Source organism: Streptomyces rubellomurinus (assembly GCF_000961885.1).
In the GTDB taxonomy this organism is placed as follows: domain Bacteria; phylum Actinomycetota; class Actinomycetes; order Streptomycetales; family Streptomycetaceae; genus Kitasatospora; species Kitasatospora rubellomurina.
This window is the reverse complement of sequence record NZ_JZKH01000133.1, coordinates 1-15800: the sequence shown is the minus strand read 5'-3', so window position 1 is coordinate 15800 and position 15800 is coordinate 1. Positions and strand designations below refer to the sequence as shown.

Below are 15800 nucleotides of genomic sequence, written 5' to 3'. Positions count from 1 at the left end.
TTGTCGTCGGTCGCCAATGGCCCCCAGCCTTCGGCCGGGAGGTGCCCCCACCGCAGTGGCTCCCTCCTCCGCCTTGCGATGCACGCACCCCAACGCCGCCCCGCCCGCTCTCCGAGCGGACGACGGGAGTCTGAAGACACGCCCTAGGCTGGTGATCGGTGGGAACCCCGCCCGAGGAGACCGCGCCCGAGGAGGCCGACATGCCCGCTGCTCCCCCGCCGGACTTCGCCGCGGCCCTGGCGGCCGGGCCGCTGGTGCTGGACGGCGGGATGTCGAACCAGCTGGCGGCGGCCGGGCACGACCTGTCGGACGAGCTGTGGTCGGCGCGGCTGCTGGCGGACGATCCGCAGGCCGTGGTGGCCGCGCACCGGGCGTACTTCCAGGCCGGGGCGGACGTCGCGATCACCGCGAGCTACCAGGCGAGCTTCGAGGGCTTCGCCCGGCGCGGGGTGGGCCACGCGCAGGCGGCCCGGCTGCTGGCGAGCAGCGTGGAGCTGGCCCGGGAGGCGGCGCGGTCGGAGCCGGGCGGCCGGCGGCGCTGGGTGGCGGCCTCGGTGGGCCCGTACGGGGCGGTGCTGGCGGACGGTTCGGAGTACCGGGGGCGGTACGGGCTGAGCGTGGCGGAGCTGGCGGCCTTCCACCGGCCGCGGCTGGAGGTGCTGGTGGCGGCCCGGCCGGACGTGCTGGCGCTGGAGACGGTGCCGGACGTGGACGAGGCGCGGGCGCTGCTGGGGCTGCTGCGCGGGTCGGAGGTGCCGGCCTGGCTGTCGTACAGCGTCGTCGGCGACCGGACCCGGGCCGGGCAGCCGCTGGCGGAGGCGTTCGCGCTGGCGGCGGAGGTGGACGAGGTGCTGGCGGTGGGCGTGAACTGCTGCACGCCGCAGGACGCGGACCGGGCGGTGGCGCTGGCCGCCGGGGTGACCGGGAAGCCGGTGGTGGTGTACCCGAACAGCGGGGAGGAGTGGGACGCGGGCCGGCGGGGCTGGCGCGGCGAGCCGACGTTCCGGTCCGCGCGGGTGGGCGGCTGGCTGGCGGACGGCGCGCGGCTGGTGGGCGGCTGCTGCCGGGTCGGGACGGACGGGATCGCCGCGCTGGCGGCGGAGGTGACGGTGCTCAGGGTGCAGGAACCGGGCGCGGTGGGCTGAATTCGCGTCGCGGAGGCCGAAAAGGGTGCGTCGGCGGAGGGCCGGTGGCCGGTTTCCGAGGGGGAGGGTGCACGAACCGGAGACGGCCTGGCAGACTCGTCCCGTCAACCCGATGGTCGACAATGTCGACCGCTGATTCGCGCGGAGGTATCCCATGCCCGGCCCGATCCAGTCGCTCTCCCGGGCCGCCGCGATCCTGCGGCTACTGGCCGGCGGTGAGCGCCGCCTGGGCCTGTCCGAGGTCTCGACGGCGCTGGGCCTGGCCAAGGGGACGGCGCACGGCATCCTGCGGACGCTGCAGCAGGAGGGGTTCGTCGAGCAGGACCCGGAGAGCGGCAAGTACCAGCTGGGCGCCGAACTGCTGCGGCTGGGGCAGAGCTACCTGGACGTGCACGAGCTGCGGGCGCGGGCGCTGGTGTGGGCGGACGACCTGGCCCGGGCGGCCGGGGAGACGGTCTACCTGGGGGTGCTGCACCAGCAGGGCGTGCTGATCGTGCACCACGTGTTCCGGCCCGACGACACCCGGCAGGTGCTGGAGGTCGGCTCGATGCAGCCGCTGCACAGCACCGCGATCGGCAAGGTGCTGGTGGCCTACGACCCGGTGGCGCGCGGGGAGTTGGGCGACGGCCCGTACGAGTCGTACACCCTGCGGACGCTGACCGAGCCGGCCGACGTGGACGCCGAGTGCTCGCTGATCCGCGAGCGCGGCTGGGCGGACTCGGTCGAGGAGACCTGGGAGGGCGTGGCCTCGATCGCCGCGCTGATCCAGGACCGGCGGCGCAATCCGGTGGGCGCGGTGTGCATCAACGGGCCGGTGGAGCGGATCTGCCAGGACGGCTTCGTGAAGCCCTCGCTGGTCGCCTCGGTGCGCAGCGCGGCCCGGGCGATCTCCCGCGACCTGGGCGCCGGGCGGTTCTGAGCGCGCGGTCCACGAACGAGCGGTCCACGAACGAGCGGTTTCCGAACGAGCGGCCCCGGGCACGAGTCCGGGGCCGCAGTCATGTCGTCACGCTGAGGTACGAACGGGCTCCCCGGTTGTCCGTGCACTGGCGTTTTGTCCGCATTCCGGACGCGCCGCTCGGTAACTTCGGAGGGCGGGCCGAGGGAAGGGTCACAGCTGCGTAACCCCACCTTGACGTGGGGGCGACCCAAAGAGGAAGCTTCCGCATGACGGTCGACATTGTCGAACGACGGCCGGGAAGATCACTCCCGCAACGCGCTCACCCGCACAGGGATCGACCCGGCCAGCTGCCCCCACCCGCACCTCCGGGCCATATGGACAAGGGAGTCTTTGTGTCCGCGTTCTCCAACGGCGACGTCTTCGTCGGCGAAACCCTCGGCACCGCCGCCCTGATACTTCTCGGCGGCGGCGTCTGCGCCGCCGTGACCCTCAAGAAGTCGAAGGCCGTCAACGCCGGTTGGCTCGCCATCACCTTCGGCTGGGGCTTCGCGGTCCTCATCGCCGCCTACATGACCGGCGCCAAGTCCGGTGCGCACCTGAACCCGGCCGTCACCCTGGCTCTCGCGGTCAAGAGCGGCGACTGGAGCCAGGTGCCGCTCTACATCGGCTCGCAGCTGCTCGGCGCGATGATCGGCGCCGTCCTGGTCTGGCTCACCTACCTCGGCCAGTTCCAGGCCAACAAGGAGCCCACCCTCGGCATCTTCTCGACCGGCCCCGAGATCCGGAACCCGGTCCAGAACGTGATCACCGAGGTCATCGGCACCTTCGTGCTCTGCATGGCGATCCTCACCCTCAGCCCGCAGCTCGGCGCCGGCGGCACCACCATCGTCGCCCTCACCGTGGTCGGCATCGGCCTCTCCCTCGGCGGCCCGACCGGCTACGCGATCAACCCGGCCCGCGACCTCGGCCCGCGCATCGTGCACGCACTGCTGCCGATCCCCAACAAGGGCGGCTCCGACTGGTCGTACGCCTGGGTCCCGGTCGTCGGCCCCGTGATCGGCGGCCTCGTGGCCGGCGGCGTGTACAACGCCCTCTTCTAAGAGGCCCGCGGTTCCGAAAGGCCGTCCACCAACGGCCCCTGCCGCAGGCCCCCCGCTGAGGCAGCCGCGGAACTCGCCGAGCACAGGGACTGGCCGAACGGGCCGGTCAGCTCCAATCTCTCCGTACCACCCTTCCCCCGCACGTGAGCCGAGGACCCTCCACATGACCTCCACTGGCAACTACATCGCCGCGATCGACCAGGGCACCACGTCCAGCCGCTGCATCATCTTCGGCGCCGACGGCCGGATCGTCTCCGTCGACCAGCAGGAGCACCGGCAGATCTTCCCGCAGCCCGGCTACGTCGAGCACGACGCCGCCGAGATCTGGACCCGCGTCCAGTCCGTGGTCCGCGGCGCGCTCGACAAGGCCGGCCTGACCAAGGACGACATCCGCGCGATCGGCATCACCAACCAGCGCGAGACCACCGTCCTGTGGGACAAGAACACCGGCGAGCCGGTGCACAACGCGCTGGTGTGGCAGGACACCCGCACCGAGGCGCTCTGCCGCGAGCTCGGCCGCAACGTCGGCCAGGACCGCTTCCGCCGCGAGACCGGCCTGCCGCTGGCCAGCTACTTCGCCGGCCCGAAGATCCGCTGGCTGCTGGACAACGTCGAGGGCCTGCGCGAGCGCGCCGAGGCCGGCGACATCCTGTTCGGCACCATGGACACCTGGGTGATCTGGAACCTCACCGGCGGTGTGAACGGCGGCAAGCACGTCACCGACGTGACCAACGCCAGCCGCACCATGCTGATGAACCTCAAGACCCTCGCCTGGGACGAGAGCATCGCCGAGTCGATGGGCGTGCCGCTGGCCGTCCTGCCGGAGATCCGCTCCTCCGCCGAGGTGTACGGCGAGGCCGTGGGCGACCTGGCGGGCGTCCCGGTCGCCTCCGCGCTCGGCGACCAGCAGGCCGCGCTGTTCGGCCAGACCTGCTTCAACGAGGGCGAGGCCAAGTCCACCTACGGCACCGGCACCTTCCTCCTGCTGAACACCGGCGAGAAGATCGTCAACTCGTACCACGGCCTGCTGACCACGGTCGGCTACCGGATCGGCGACCAGGCCCCGGTCTACGCGCTCGAAGGCTCGATCGCCGTCACCGGCTCGCTCGTCCAGTGGCTGCGCGACCAACTCGGCATCATCTCGACGGCCGCCGAGATCGAGACCCTCGCCAACACCGTCGAGGACAACGGCGGCGCCTACTTCGTCCCGGCCTTCTCCGGCCTGTTCGCCCCGTACTGGCGCTCCGACGCCCGCGGGGTGATCGCCGGACTGACCCGGTACGTCACCAAGGGCCACCTGGCCCGGGCCGTCCTGGAAGCCACCGCCTGGCAGACCCGCGAGGTCGTCGACGCCATGCAGAAGGACTCCGGGGTCGAGCTCACCGCCCTCAAGGTCGACGGCGGCATGACCAGCAACAACCTGCTCATGCAGAACATCGCCGACGTCCTGGACGCCCCGGTCGAACGCCCGTACGTGGCCGAGACCACCGCCCTCGGGGCCGCCTACGCGGCCGGTCTCGCGGTCGGCTTCTGGAACGACCTCGACACCCTGCGGGCCAACTGGCACCGCGCCGCCGAGTGGACCCCGCGCATGGACGAGGCCACCCGGGAGCGCGAGTACAAGAAGTGGCTCAAGGCCGTGGAGCGCACCATGGGCTGGGTGGAAGAGGAAGAGAACAACTGACCGACAAGCCGGTCGGGGCACCGAGCCCCGGCCGGCTGGTCCCGTTGCCGGCCCGTCGCAGCGGGCCGACCGGCCTCTCCCGCAGGGGCCGAACCCACACGAGAGGAGTAACGGCGCCGCCGCGCAGCGCGCCGTACACAACGCCATGGCAACCATCCCCACCCTGGGCGCCGAGCGCACCGCCGGCCGCACCGCCTCCCGCGCCGAGACCCGCGAACTGCTCGGCAAGGCCACCTACGACCTTCTGGTGATCGGGGGCGGCATCCTCGGCACCGCCGTCGCCTGGACCGCCTCCCAGGCGGGCCTGAAGGTCGCCATGGTCGACTCCGGCGACTTCGCCGGCGCCACCTCCAGCGCGTCCTCCAAGCTCGTCCACGGCGGTCTGCGCTACCTGCAGACCGGCGCCGTCAAGCTGGTCGCCGAGAACCACAAGGAGCGCCGCGTCCTCTCCACCGACGTGGCCCCGCACCTGGTCAACCCGATGACCTTCTTCGTGCCGGTCTACAAGGGCGGCCCGCACGGCGCCGCCAAGCTCGGCGCCGGCGTCTTCCTGTACTCGGCGCTGTCCGCCTTCCGCGACGGCATGGGCCGGGTCTCCACCGCCGCCCACGCCGCCCAGCAGGTGCCCGCGCTGCGCACCGAGGGCCTGCGCTCGGTGGCCGTCTACGGCGACCACCAGATGAACGACTCGCGCGTCGCCGTGATGACCGTGCGCGCCGCCGTGGACGCCGGCGCCGTCGTCCTCAACCACGCCGAGGTCACCGGCCTGCGCTTCACCGGCGGCCGGGTCACCGGCGCCGAGGTGCGCGACCGCCTCGACGGCAGCGAGTTCGGCATCGACGCCCGCCTGGTGCTCAACGCCACCGGCCCGTGGGTCGACCACCTGCGCATGATGGAGGACAAGGGCGCCGCACCGTCGATCCGCCTCTCCAAGGGCGCGCACATCGTCGTCAAGCGCCGGGCGCCGTGGCGGGCCGCGCTGACCATCCCGATCGACAAGTACCGCGTCTCCTTCGCCATCCCGTGGGAGGACCACGTCCTGCTCGGCACCACCGACGAGGAGTACACCGGCGACCCCCAGGACGTCCGGGCCACCGACGCGGACATCGACCAGATCATGGACGAGGCCGGCCACGCGATCCGCGACGAGCACCTCGACCGGGACCTGATCACCTACGCCTTCGCCGGCCTGCGGGTGCTGCCCGGCGGCCCCGGCGACACCGCCTCCGCCAAGCGCGAGACCGTCGTCACCGAGGGCCGGGGCGGCATGCTGTCCGTCTCCGGCGGCAAGTGGACCACCTACCGGCACATCGGCCGCATGGTGCTGGAGAAGCTGGCGCACGCGCCCGGCACCAGCCTCGGCGAGGACATGTCCCCGATCGCCCCGACCGTGCCGCTGCCGGGCGTCGGCGCGCCGAACGCGGTGGCGCACCGCCTGCTGATCGACCGCGAGCCGGGCTCCCGGATGGAGCCGCTGGTCGCCAAGCACCTGGCCAGCCACTACGGCACGCTCTCCTTCGAGATCGCCCGCATGATCGACGAGAACCCGGAGCTCGGCCGGCCGATCCACGAGGACGGTCCGGACGTCTGGGCGCAGGTCGCCTACGCGGCCGACAACGAGTGGGCCTACACGGCGGACGACGTGCTGCGCCGCCGCACCACGATGGTGGTGCGCGGGCTGGACACGCCGGAGATCCGGGACGAGGTCGAGGCCTTCCTCACGAAGCGCGGGAGCAAGTAAGTCCTTTGCAGCGGGCGGGCGTTCGGGGTTTCCCCGGGCGCCCGCCCGCCATTTCGGCTCAGATCGGCAGCCCCGCCTTGACGACGTGCCGGAGGTGGCGCTCCGGACGGGTGAGCACGGTGAGGTCGGCCAGCGGATCGCCGTCGACCAGCAGCAGGTCGGCGTGCGCGCCCGGGGCGAGGGTGCCGATCTCCCCCGCCATGCCGAGCAGTCGGGCCGCCGTGGTGGTCGCCGAGCGGAGCACGGCGGCGGCCGGCTGGACCTCGGCCCGCAGGGTGAACTCCTCCAACTGGGCCGGGTGCAGCGGGCCGAGCAGGTCGCTGCCGTAGACCAGGTTCACCCCCGCGCGGTGGGCGCGCTCCAGGGCGGACAGGCCCTGGTCGCGGACCTCGGCGAGCTTGCCGAGCGAGGCCGGCGGCAGGCCCGAGGCGGCGCCGAGCTTCGCGGTCCGCTCGTACGCGACCAGGGTCGGCACCAGGAAGGCGTCCTTCTCCAGCAGCAGCGCGACCGTGCTGTCGTCCAGCAGGTTGCCGTGCTCGACGCAGCGCACCCCGGCCCGCAGGGCGCGGTCGATCCCGCGCGGGTGGTAGGCGTGCACGGTCACGTAGCGGTTGTGGTTCTCGGCCTCCTCGACGGCCGCCCGGATCTCCTCCTCGCTGTACTGGACGGCGGCGATCTCGTCGTGCGGGGAGGCGACGCCGCCGGACAGCAGCACCTTGAGGTGGCGGGCGCCCTTGCGGAACTCGTCCCGGGCGGCGGCGCGCACCGCGTCCACGCCGTCCGCGATCCGACCGAAGTTCGGCCGGGCCTCGCAGCAGGGCAGCGCGTCGTCGCCGAGCGGGCGCAGGTCGCCGTGGCCGCCGGTCTGGGAGAGCGCCTTGCCGCCGTGCAGCAGGCGGGGCCCGAGGGCCAGGCCCTCGGCGAGGGCCCGGGCCATGCCGTGGTCGGCGCCGCCGACGTCGCGGACGGTGGTGAAGCCGCGGCGCAGCATGCGCTCGGCCTCGGCGAGGGCGCGGACGGTCGCGTAGCCGGGGGTCCAGTCGGCGACGTCGCGCAGGTCGAGCGAGGTGACCAGCAGGTGGACGTGGGCGTCGATCAGGCCGGGCAGCACCGTGCCGCCGCGCGCGTCGAGGACCCGGACGCCGTCCGTGGCCACGGGCGGGCGGCCGGTGCCGGTGGCGGCGATCCGGCCGTCGGCCGCCTCCAGCCAGCCGAGGTCCGTACGGGTGCCGTCCTCGGGGTGGAGCAGGTGGGCGTTGGTGATCAGCAGTCGGTTCATGGGCGTCCTCGTTCAGTACGGCTCGTATTGAATACGACCCGTACTGAATACACCATGTATCGTTCCCCTGTGAACCCGCCCCCGGCCGATGCCGCCGCTCCCCGACCGCCCCGCCGCCGCGTGCACACCCGGGCCCGCCTGCTCGCCGCGGCGCGCGAGCTGTTCCTCGACGTCGGCTTCGCGCGGACGAGCATCGAGGACGTCTGCGCCGCCGCCGGCTACACCCGCGGGGCCTTCTACTCCAACTTCGGCAGCAAGGAGGAACTGCTGCTGGCGCTCTTCGACGAGCAGGCCGCCGGGCGGATGGCCGAGTTGGAGCGGCTGGCGGCCGCCTACGGGTCGCTGGCGCCGCGGGAGCGGGCCCGGCGGCTGGTCGAGGCGCTGCTGCGGGTCGAGCCGGCGGACGCCGGGTGGATCCTGCTGTTCCTGGAGTTCCGCCTGGTCGCGGCCCGTACGGCGGCGCTGGCCGAGCAGGTCGCCGCGCATGACCGGGCGCTGGCGCGGGCGGTGGCGGAGGTGCTGGCGCGGGAAGTGCCCGAGCTGGTGCCCCCAGGGGCGAGTGCCGGGCAGGCGGCGGCGGTGATCCTGGCGGCGCGCGAGGGGCTGCTGGCCCGTACGGCGGCGGGCGGCGCGGTGGCCGAGGAGCTGATCGCGGCGACGACGGCCGTGCTGTCGGGGCTGCTGGGGCGCTGACGGAACGCCGGAGGGGCGGAACCCGTGCGTACGGGTTCCGCCCCTCCGGCCGTGCGGCGCGCTGCGTGCGCTAGATGACCAGGCTGAGCGGCAGGATCAGGGCGATCGCGACGACCGAGATCACCGTCTCCATCACCGACCAGGACTTCAGCGTCTGCCCGACGCTCATCCCGAAGTACTCCTTGACCAGCCAGAAGCCGGCGTCGTTGACGTGCGAGAAGAACAGCGAACCGGCGCCGATCGCGAGCACCAGCAGGGCCGAGTGGGTCGAGGACATGGTCGCGGCGAGCGGCGAGACGATGCCGGCCGCGGTGATGGTGGCGACCGTCGCGGAGCCGGTGGCGAGGCGGATCAGCACCGCGATCAGCCAGCCGAGCAGCAGCGCCGAGATGTGCCACTCGGCGGACCAGTGGCTGACCATGTCGCCGACGCCCACGTCGATCAGGGTCTGCTTGAAGCCGCCGCCCGCGCCGACGATGAAGACGATGCCGGCGATCGGGCCGAGCGCCTTGCCGACGGTGTCGGAGATCCGGCCCTTGTCGAAGCCGGCCGCCCGGCCGAGGGTCAGCATGGCGAGCAGCGTCGCGGCGAGCAGCGCGATCAACGGGGAGCCGATGAAGTCGAACACCCGCTGGCCGGTCGCCTTCGGGTCGTCGATCACGACGTCGGCCAGGGCCTTGCCGAGCATCAGCACGACCGGCAGCAGGATGGTGGCCATGACGGCGCCGAAGGACGGGGTGCGCTCCTGCTCGACCGTGTCCTCGGGGGTCACGGCGGTCGGGATCTCCAGCGGGCCCACCCAGCGCTCGGCGACCCGGGCGAACAGCGGGCCGGCGATGATCAGGGTCGGGACGGCGATCAGCAGGCCGAGCGCCAGGGTGACGCCGAGGTCGGCCTTCAGCGCGTCGATGGCGACCAGCGGGCCCGGGTGCGGGGGCACCAGGCCGTGCAGCACCGACAGGCCGGCCAGGGCCGGGATGCCGACGCGCATCAGCGGCACGTCGCCGCGGCGGGCGACCAGCAGCACGATCGGGATCAGCAGGACGACGCCGACCTCGAAGAACAGCGGCAGGCCGAGCACGGCGGCGATCAGCGCCATCGCCCAGGGCAGCGCCTTGGCGCCCGTCCGGGACAGCACGGTGTCCGCGATGATGTTCGCCCCGCCGGAGTCGGCGAGCAGCTTGCCGAGCATCGCGCCCAGGCCGATCAGCAGGCCGACGCTCGCCACCGTGGAACCGAAGCCGGTGGAGAAGCTGGCGAGGAGCTTGTCGAAGGGGGCGCCCGCGACGGCGGCCAGCAGTCCGGAGCCGAGCGTGAGGGCGAGGAAGGGGTGCAGCTTCAGCCGGGTGATCAGCAGGACGATCGCGCCGATGGCGAGCAGCACCGCGATCAGCAGCTGGGTGTTGCTGCCGGTGTGCGGCAGGGCCGGTGGGGCGGCCGCCAGGAGGGTGGTGGGGGCAATACTCACGCGAGGTCTCCATTGACGGGCCGCAGGAGGTCCACGGCCATCTCGACGAGTTCTTCGGGGGACGGGCCCACGTCCAGGACGGCGCCGCGCTCGTCCGCTCCCAGCGGCTCCAGGGCCGCGTACTGGGAGTCGAGCAGCGAGGCCGGCATGAAGTGGCCGGTGCGGTGGGAGATCCGGTCCTCGACCAGGTCGTGACCACCGCTGAGGTGCAGGAAGAAGGCCTCCGGGGCGGCCGCGCGCAGGATGTCGCGGTAGCCGTGCTTGAGCGCCGAGCAGGTGACCACGCCACCGGTCCCGTCCTCGGTGCGCGCCTTGAGCCAGGCGCCGATGGCGCGCAGCCAGGGCGCGCGGTCCTGGTCGTCCAGCGGGATGCCGGCGGACATCTTGGCGATGTTGGCCGGCGGGTGGAACTCGTCCGCCTCGGCGAAGGGGAGATCGAGGCGGTCGGCCAGGAGGCGGGCCAGGGTGGTCTTGCCGACCCCGGAGACGCCCATCACCACGACGGTGAGGGGGGCGACCGGGTGGTCGTGGTTCTCGACGCTGAGAGCCATGGGTGGTGCTCCTTCGTTGCAGGCCGCCACTATCGCTTCAAAGATATGACGTATTCAAGTGGCGGAAACCAAATCGTCATACTTTTTGGCTGTGGGCTCGATCGCACCCGGCCGGAGGCGAGCTCCGGGGCGACGTGAAGTGCCCGGGGGCGGGCGTCTACGCTGGTCGGATGGAGATCCAGGGGCTGCCCGGTCGGGTGCTTGGCGAGCTCGGGCCGGCGATCGCGTCAGGGGAGATCCCCGAGGGCGCGGTGCTGCGCGGGGAGGAGCTGGAGGAGCGGTTCGGGGTGTCCCGGACGGTCGTCCGCGAGGCGGTGCGGGTCCTGGAGGGGATGCGCATGGTGGCCTCCCGGCGGCGGGTCGGCATCACCGTGCAGCCCAAGTCGCTCTGGGACGTCTTCGACCCGATGGTGATCCGCTGGCGCCTGGCCGGCGCCGACCGGTCCGCCCAGCTGCGCTCGCTCGGCTCCCTGCGGATGGCCGTCGAACCGGCCGCCGCCGCCCTCGCCGCACTCCACGCCAGCGACGACGACCGGCGCGAACTCAGCTCGCTGGCCGTCGAGTTGACGGTGACCGCGCGGGCCGCCGACCTGACCGCCTTCCTCGGGCACGACATCGCCTTCCACTCCCTGGTGCTGCGCGCCTCCGGGAACGAGATGTTCGCCCACCTCGGGGACACCGTGGGCGCGGTGCTCACCGGCCGGACGGAGTACCAGCTGATGCCCCACCAGCCGGAGCCGTACGCGATCCGGCTGCACCGGGAGGTCGCGGACGCGATCTGCGCGGGCGACGCCGTCCAGGCGGAACGGGCGATGCGGACGATCGTCACCGGCGCCCTGGCGGAGCTCGAACAGCAGTTGGGCTGAATCCGGTCGGCCGGGCCGCCCCGATGACACGATTTGGCATCCGCTCGGCGATTTGGGAGGCATGGTCCCGGTTCGGCGGGGCAGAGTGACGCAGGGGGCGCATTCCGTACGCCCCCGTTCCCTGCCCGTCACCGATCGCGCGCCTGGGGGTCGCTCGATGTCCGTGCCACGCCGCCGTCGCCGCCTGCCCGACGAGGTGCGCGCCGCCGCAGTCCGGGCGGTGCTCTCGCTGGCCTTCACCCTGGTCGGCGTGGTGGTCGCCACGCTCGCCTCGTACGCGGGCAGTTGGCTGCTGACGCCCGCGCTGCTGGCGATGGGGCTCGGGGTGTTCGGCAGCATGTGGTGCCTGCTGGAGATCCTGATCTCCCGCCAGGTCGCCGCCCAGCGCCAGCGCGGGCCGAACTCCGCCCACCCGATGGCGGGCGGACGGGCGGCGCCGCCCGATCCGCTCGCCGGCCGGCCCCTCCCCCGGCCGGGCCAGCAGTACCGCCCGGGCCAGCAGCCCCCGCCGAACCAGCAGTACCGCCCCGGCCAGCAGCCGTACCCGGGCCAGCGGCCCGCCGGCCAGCCCGGCCGGCCCGGGCACTCTCAGCTGCCGACCGGCCGGCGCTGGTGACCCGTCAGAGCACGACCCGGTAGTGGGTGGTGAGCCGGCGGTCGTCGTGCAGGACGTGAAAGGCGAGCATCGGCGGCTGGTCGAAGGAGATCCCGCGCCCGCCCTCGCAGGGCAGGGTGGTGGTGGAGACCACGCCCGGCGCGACCAGCAGCGGCAGCCCGGCGAAGGTCGTCGCGGCGGGGGTGTGGGAGTGGCCGCAGAACAGGGCCACGACCCGGGGGTGACGGCGCAGCACCTCGGCCAGCCGGGCCTCGCCGAACTGCCGGATCTCGTCGACGTACGGGATGGACAGTTCGACGGGCGGGTGGTGGAAGGCCACCAGGGCGGGCAGGTCGGTCCGCCCGCCCGCCAGTCGCTCGTCCAGCCAGGTCAGGGTCGCGTCGTCGAGCAGGCCGTCGTGCTTCCCGGGTATGGACGAGTCGAGCATCAGCACGTCGGCGCCGGGGAGTTCGTGCAGCCGGTTGATCGGCTCCTCGCTCGCGGCCTCCCCGAGCAGCCCCTCCCGGTACGGCCCCCGGACGTCGTGGTTGCCGGGGCAGGTGAGCACCGGGTGGCGGGACTTGAGCACCCGGGCGACCTGCGCGTACTCGGCGGGCAGGCCGTGGTCCGCGAGGTCGCCGGTCACGAGCACCGCGTCCAGCGGGCCGGGCAGGGCGTCGAGGTACGCCATCACCTGCTCGGCCCGCCGCCGGGCCCGCTTGCCCCCGTCGTGCCGCTGGACCTGACCGAGGTGGATGTCACTGAGCTGCGCGATGGTCACCATGCCGCCCACGTTAGGGCTTTGGGGCCGCTTCCGCCGGGCGCTTGAACATCCGAGTGGCGGTGATCTCACCGTGGACGGTCGGGCCGTCCGGGTCCTGCGGGGCCGGCAGGCCGGGGCGCAGGTGCTCCTCCACCGAGATGTACTTGAGGCCCGCCCGCAGGTCCGCGTCGTTGCGCAGCCGGATCACCAGCGGGAACTCGGCGAGCGCCGTGGTGTCGAACAGGCCGGTGGTGTAGATGAGTTGGACGCCGAGGGCGTCCGCGACGGCGCGCTGCAGCTCCAGCAGGTAGGTGGCGTTGGCGCGGCCGATCGGGTTGTCGAGGAACAGCGTGCCGGCGTGCCGGAGCTGGGACTGGCCGCGGTCGTTGGCGCGCAGCGCGGCCATCGTGCAGTACAGCGCGATGGCGGCGGTGAGCAGCTGGCCGCCGGAGAAGACGTCGGACATCTGGCCGACGCCGACGCGCTCGGCGCGCAGCACCGCGTCGGGCTTGAGGATCTCGACGCTGACGCCCTTGGGGCCGATCGCGGCGGCGACGCCGCGCAGCAGCAGGGACATGCCGTCGCGGCGCAGGTCGCTGTTCTTCCTGACGGCGGCGCGGGTGGCCTCGTCGATGACCTCGCCGAGGCGCTCGACCAGGGTGGCGTGGTCCGGGTCCTCGAAGCGGATCCGCAGGAATTCCTGGCCGGACCACTCCCCCAGGCCCTCGGGCAGCCGGGAGAGCCGCTGGGCGGCGCGCAGGGTGGTGAGCGAGGACTCCACCAGGCCGCGCAGCCGGTCGACGATCGAGCCGCGGTTCTTCTCCAGCTGGGCGAGCTCGTCGGTGAGCACCCGCAGCCGGGGCGCGAAGGCGGCGGCCCAGTTGGCGGCGTGCTCGGGCAGGGCGGCGGCGGGCAGTTCGCGGATCTGCTGGCGGGCGGGGGTGCGGACGGCCTCGTAACGGGCGGCGTTGGCGTGCCGGACGAGGGCGTCGGAGGTGTCGCGGACGGCGAGTTCGGCCGAGGACAGCTCGCCGGCGGCCGTGCGCAGGCCGCGCCGGGCGTCGGTGGCGGCGGTGCGGGCCTCGGGCAGCGAGCCGAGGTAGGGCTCGACGGGCTGGCCGTCCTCCTCCGGGTGGTCGCGCAGGCCGTCGCGCAGCTGTCCGGCGAGCTCGTCGAAGTCGGCGGCGGCCGACTGGGCGGCGTCGAAGGTGCGCTGGAGGTCGGCGTGGGCGGTGCGGGCCGCGTCCAGGGCCTCGCGGCGTTCGGCGAGCCGGCCGGTGGCGGTGCGCAGCAGGGCCTGGGCGTGCTCGGGGTCGGTGGGGACGAGGTCCTCGGGCAGCTCGGTGTGCGCCTCGCCGTCCGCGGGGGCGGAGCGTTCGGCCTCGCCGCGCAGCCGGCCGAGCTGTTCGCTGGCGGCGGCGGAGCGGGCCTCGATGGTGGCGACGAGTTCCTCGGCGCGGGCGGCGGCGGCCTGGCGGGCCGGGCCGTCGGCGCCGTCCGGGCTGCCGAGCAGTTCCTCGGCGCGGGTGCGGACCTTGTTGGTGAGACGGTCGAGTTCGGCCGCGGCGGTGGCCTCGTCGCCCTCGGCGCGGGCCTGTTCGGCGCGCAGGTCGGCGCCGACGCCGACCTTCTCGTACAGCTGGGAGGCGGCGCGGTAGGCCTCGCGCAGGGCGGGCAGGGCCGCGGGGGCGGTCTGCTCGGCGGCGTCCTCGGTCTGCTCGGCGGCGGGGATCTCGGCGCGCTCGCCGCGCAGCGCGCGGCCGGTGCGGCGGGCGTCGTCGGCGGCGCGCTGGGCGGCGCGGCGGTCCTCGTCGCAGGTGCGGGCGCGTTCGGCGCAGACGCTCTGGCGGCGGTCGCACTCGGCGGCGTCCTCGGCGAGTTCGCGCTGGCGGCGGGCCCAGGTGGCGCGCTCGCGCAGGCGGAAGGCGAGGCCGGAGAGGGCGTCGGCGCGGCGGCGGGCGCGCTGGGCGCTCTCGCGGTGCTCCTCGTGGGCCGAGGCGGCGGCGGCGTGGTCGGTCTCGGCCTCGTCGTGGTCGGCGCGCAGGGTGGCGAGGGCGGCGGTGGACTGCTCGGCGTGCTCGCGGGCGGCCTCGGCGGCGGCGGCGAGCTCGGCGAGGGTGCCGGGCGGGCAGGACGCGTGCCAGGAGGCGAGGCGGGCGGCCAGCGCCCGGTCGGCGCCGAGGCGGCCGGCGAGCTCGCGGATGTGCTCCTCGCGGGCGGCGGCGCGGGTGCGCAGTTCGCGGCGTTCGCCATCGGCCGCGGACTCGTCGTGCATGGCCGGGTTGGGCGGCACCAGGAAGAAAGCCGGCTCGTCGGTGATCGGGGCGATCAGCGAGGCGGCGGCGCCCACGGCGACGGTGGAGCGGGGCAGCAGGGCGGCGGACCGCAGGGCCTCGCGGGCGCGCTCCAGCGAGGCCGGGTCGGTGACCACGACGCCGTCGACGAGTTCGGGGCGGGCGGCGAGGATCGCCTCGTGGTCGGCCGGGTCGACGGACTGGGCGAGGTAGCGCCAGCCGGGCAGGGCGGGGATGCCGTGCTCGGCCAGGTACTCGACGGTGGCCAGCACGTCGGGGCCGGGCGGCAGCAGGCCGCCGTCGCCGAGGGCGGCGAGGATGCGGGAGTCGTCGGCGGCGGCCGTGCGCAGGTCGAAGAGGGTGCGCTCGGCGGTGGCGATGGACTCGTCGAGGAGTTCGCGCAGGTACTCGGCGTTGCGGTCGAGCACGGCGGGGGTGAGGAAGCCGGCGTCCTCCTCGGCGCCCTCCTGGTAGGGCGTGAGGGAGAGCAGGTCGGCGAGGCGCTGCTCGGTGGCGAGCAGGGCGGCGGTGCGCTGCTCGGCGGCGAGGGCCTGGGCGGCGGCCCGGCGGGCGTCGCCGGCGCGCTCGGCGGCGAGTTCGGCGCGGGAGGTGGCGGCGGCGGCCTCGCGCAGCCGGGCGGCGGCGGTCTCGGCGGCCGTGCGGGCCTGGGCGAGGGCGGCCGCGGCGGCCTTCTCGACGTCGGCGGCGTGCAGGGCGGCG

Annotated in this window: 13 protein-coding genes; 8 read left to right on the top strand and 5 right to left on the bottom strand. The window is 74.1% G+C overall.

Translation table 11 applies throughout. The features are described from left to right. The first annotated feature begins 200 nt into the window (after window positions 1-200). The 5 genes from mmuM to VM95_RS35075 all read left to right on the top strand — a co-directional run bounded on the left by mmuM (window position 201) and on the right by VM95_RS35075 (window position 6571). Window positions 201-1145, top strand: a complete 945-nt coding sequence (gene mmuM / locus VM95_RS35095; RefSeq protein ID WP_045704773.1) for a homocysteine S-methyltransferase — start codon at window positions 201-203, stop codon at window positions 1143-1145. 154 nt (window positions 1146-1299) lie between these two features. Next, window positions 1300-2064: an IclR family transcriptional regulator gene (locus tag VM95_RS35090; RefSeq protein ID WP_045704763.1), complete on the top strand. Its 765-nt coding sequence runs from the start codon at window positions 1300-1302 to the stop codon at window positions 2062-2064. Between the two features lie 356 nt (window positions 2065-2420). Further along, the gene (locus tag VM95_RS35085) at window positions 2421-3146 is read left to right on the top strand and encodes an MIP/aquaporin family protein (protein WP_045704760.1); all 726 of its coding nucleotides are present in this window, start codon (window positions 2421-2423) and stop codon (window positions 3144-3146) included. A gap of 163 nt (window positions 3147-3309) precedes the next feature. Continuing rightward, complete coding sequence (gene glpK / locus VM95_RS35080; protein WP_045704758.1) at window positions 3310-4830, top strand: glycerol kinase GlpK; 1521 nt, start codon at window positions 3310-3312, stop codon at window positions 4828-4830. A gap of 145 nt (window positions 4831-4975) precedes the next feature. After that, a complete protein-coding gene (locus VM95_RS35075) occupies window positions 4976-6571 on the top strand; it encodes a glycerol-3-phosphate dehydrogenase/oxidase (RefSeq protein WP_045704756.1) in 1596 nt (531 codons plus the stop codon). A 58-nt stretch (window positions 6572-6629) separates the two neighbouring features. Here the strand turns inward: VM95_RS35075 and VM95_RS35070 are convergent, their stop codons facing one another. Further along, a complete protein-coding gene (locus tag VM95_RS35070; protein ID WP_045704754.1) occupies window positions 6630-7850 on the bottom strand; it encodes a metal-dependent hydrolase family protein in 1221 nt (406 codons plus the stop codon). A gap of 69 nt (window positions 7851-7919) precedes the next feature. Here VM95_RS35070 and VM95_RS35065 point away from each other — a divergent pair, with 69 nt between their 5' ends. Further along, complete coding sequence (locus VM95_RS35065; protein WP_167352988.1) at window positions 7920-8543, top strand: TetR/AcrR family transcriptional regulator; 624 nt, start codon at window positions 7920-7922, stop codon at window positions 8541-8543. Window positions 8544-8613: 70 nt separating this feature from the next. On the opposite strand, the gene VM95_RS35060 is transcribed toward VM95_RS35065, so the two are convergent. Next, complete coding sequence (locus VM95_RS35060) at window positions 8614-10011, bottom strand: GntP family permease (RefSeq protein WP_425265392.1); 1398 nt, start codon at window positions 10009-10011, stop codon at window positions 8614-8616. Beyond that, window positions 10008-10562, bottom strand: a complete 555-nt coding sequence (locus tag VM95_RS35055; RefSeq protein WP_045704752.1) for a gluconokinase — start codon at window positions 10560-10562, stop codon at window positions 10008-10010. The genes VM95_RS35060 and VM95_RS35055 overlap by 4 nt, the downstream gene beginning before the upstream one ends. A 170-nt stretch (window positions 10563-10732) precedes the next feature. Between VM95_RS35055 and VM95_RS35050 the strand changes: the two genes are divergently transcribed. Both VM95_RS35050 and VM95_RS39435 read left to right on the top strand, forming a co-directional pair. After that, window positions 10733-11428 (top strand): FadR/GntR family transcriptional regulator, encoded by a 696-nt coding sequence (locus VM95_RS35050; protein WP_045704750.1) that lies wholly within the window; start codon window positions 10733-10735, stop codon window positions 11426-11428. Between the two features lie 157 nt (window positions 11429-11585). Continuing rightward, window positions 11586-12044, top strand: a complete 459-nt coding sequence (locus tag VM95_RS39435; protein WP_052707763.1) for a hypothetical protein — start codon at window positions 11586-11588, stop codon at window positions 12042-12044. Window positions 12045-12048: 4 nt separating this feature from the next. Here the strand turns inward: VM95_RS39435 and VM95_RS35040 are convergent, their stop codons facing one another. Further along, window positions 12049-12807 (bottom strand): metallophosphoesterase, encoded by a 759-nt coding sequence (locus VM95_RS35040; RefSeq protein ID WP_045704765.1) that lies wholly within the window; start codon window positions 12805-12807, stop codon window positions 12049-12051. A 10-nt stretch (window positions 12808-12817) separates the two neighbouring features. Continuing rightward, window positions 12818-15800: hypothetical protein (locus VM95_RS35035; RefSeq protein WP_045704748.1), on the bottom strand; the 2983-nt coding region annotated here is incomplete at its 5' end.

Bases quoted from the DNA above. Each gene is read 5' to 3' on its own strand.
- VM95_RS35055 (WP_045704752.1), bottom strand. From the start codon at position 10,562: ATGGCTCTCAGCGTCGAGAACCACGACCACCCGGTCGCCCCCCTCACC.
- VM95_RS35040 (WP_045704765.1), bottom strand. From the start codon at position 12,807: ATGGTGACCATCGCGCAGCTCAGTGACATCCACCTCGGTCAGGTCCAG.
- VM95_RS39435 (WP_052707763.1), top strand. From the start codon at position 11,586: ATGTCCGTGCCACGCCGCCGTCGCCGCCTGCCCGACGAGGTGCGCGCC.
- VM95_RS35085 (WP_045704760.1), top strand. From the start codon at position 2,421: ATGGACAAGGGAGTCTTTGTGTCCGCGTTCTCCAACGGCGACGTCTTC.
- mmuM (WP_045704773.1), top strand. From the start codon at position 201: ATGCCCGCTGCTCCCCCGCCGGACTTCGCCGCGGCCCTGGCGGCCGGG.
- VM95_RS35050 (WP_045704750.1), top strand. From the start codon at position 10,733: ATGGAGATCCAGGGGCTGCCCGGTCGGGTGCTTGGCGAGCTCGGGCCG.
- glpK (WP_045704758.1), top strand. From the start codon at position 3,310: ATGACCTCCACTGGCAACTACATCGCCGCGATCGACCAGGGCACCACG.
- VM95_RS35075 (WP_045704756.1), top strand. From the start codon at position 4,976: ATGGCAACCATCCCCACCCTGGGCGCCGAGCGCACCGCCGGCCGCACC.
- VM95_RS35070 (WP_045704754.1), bottom strand. From the start codon at position 7,850: ATGAACCGACTGCTGATCACCAACGCCCACCTGCTCCACCCCGAGGAC.
- VM95_RS35090 (WP_045704763.1), top strand. From the start codon at position 1,300: ATGCCCGGCCCGATCCAGTCGCTCTCCCGGGCCGCCGCGATCCTGCGG.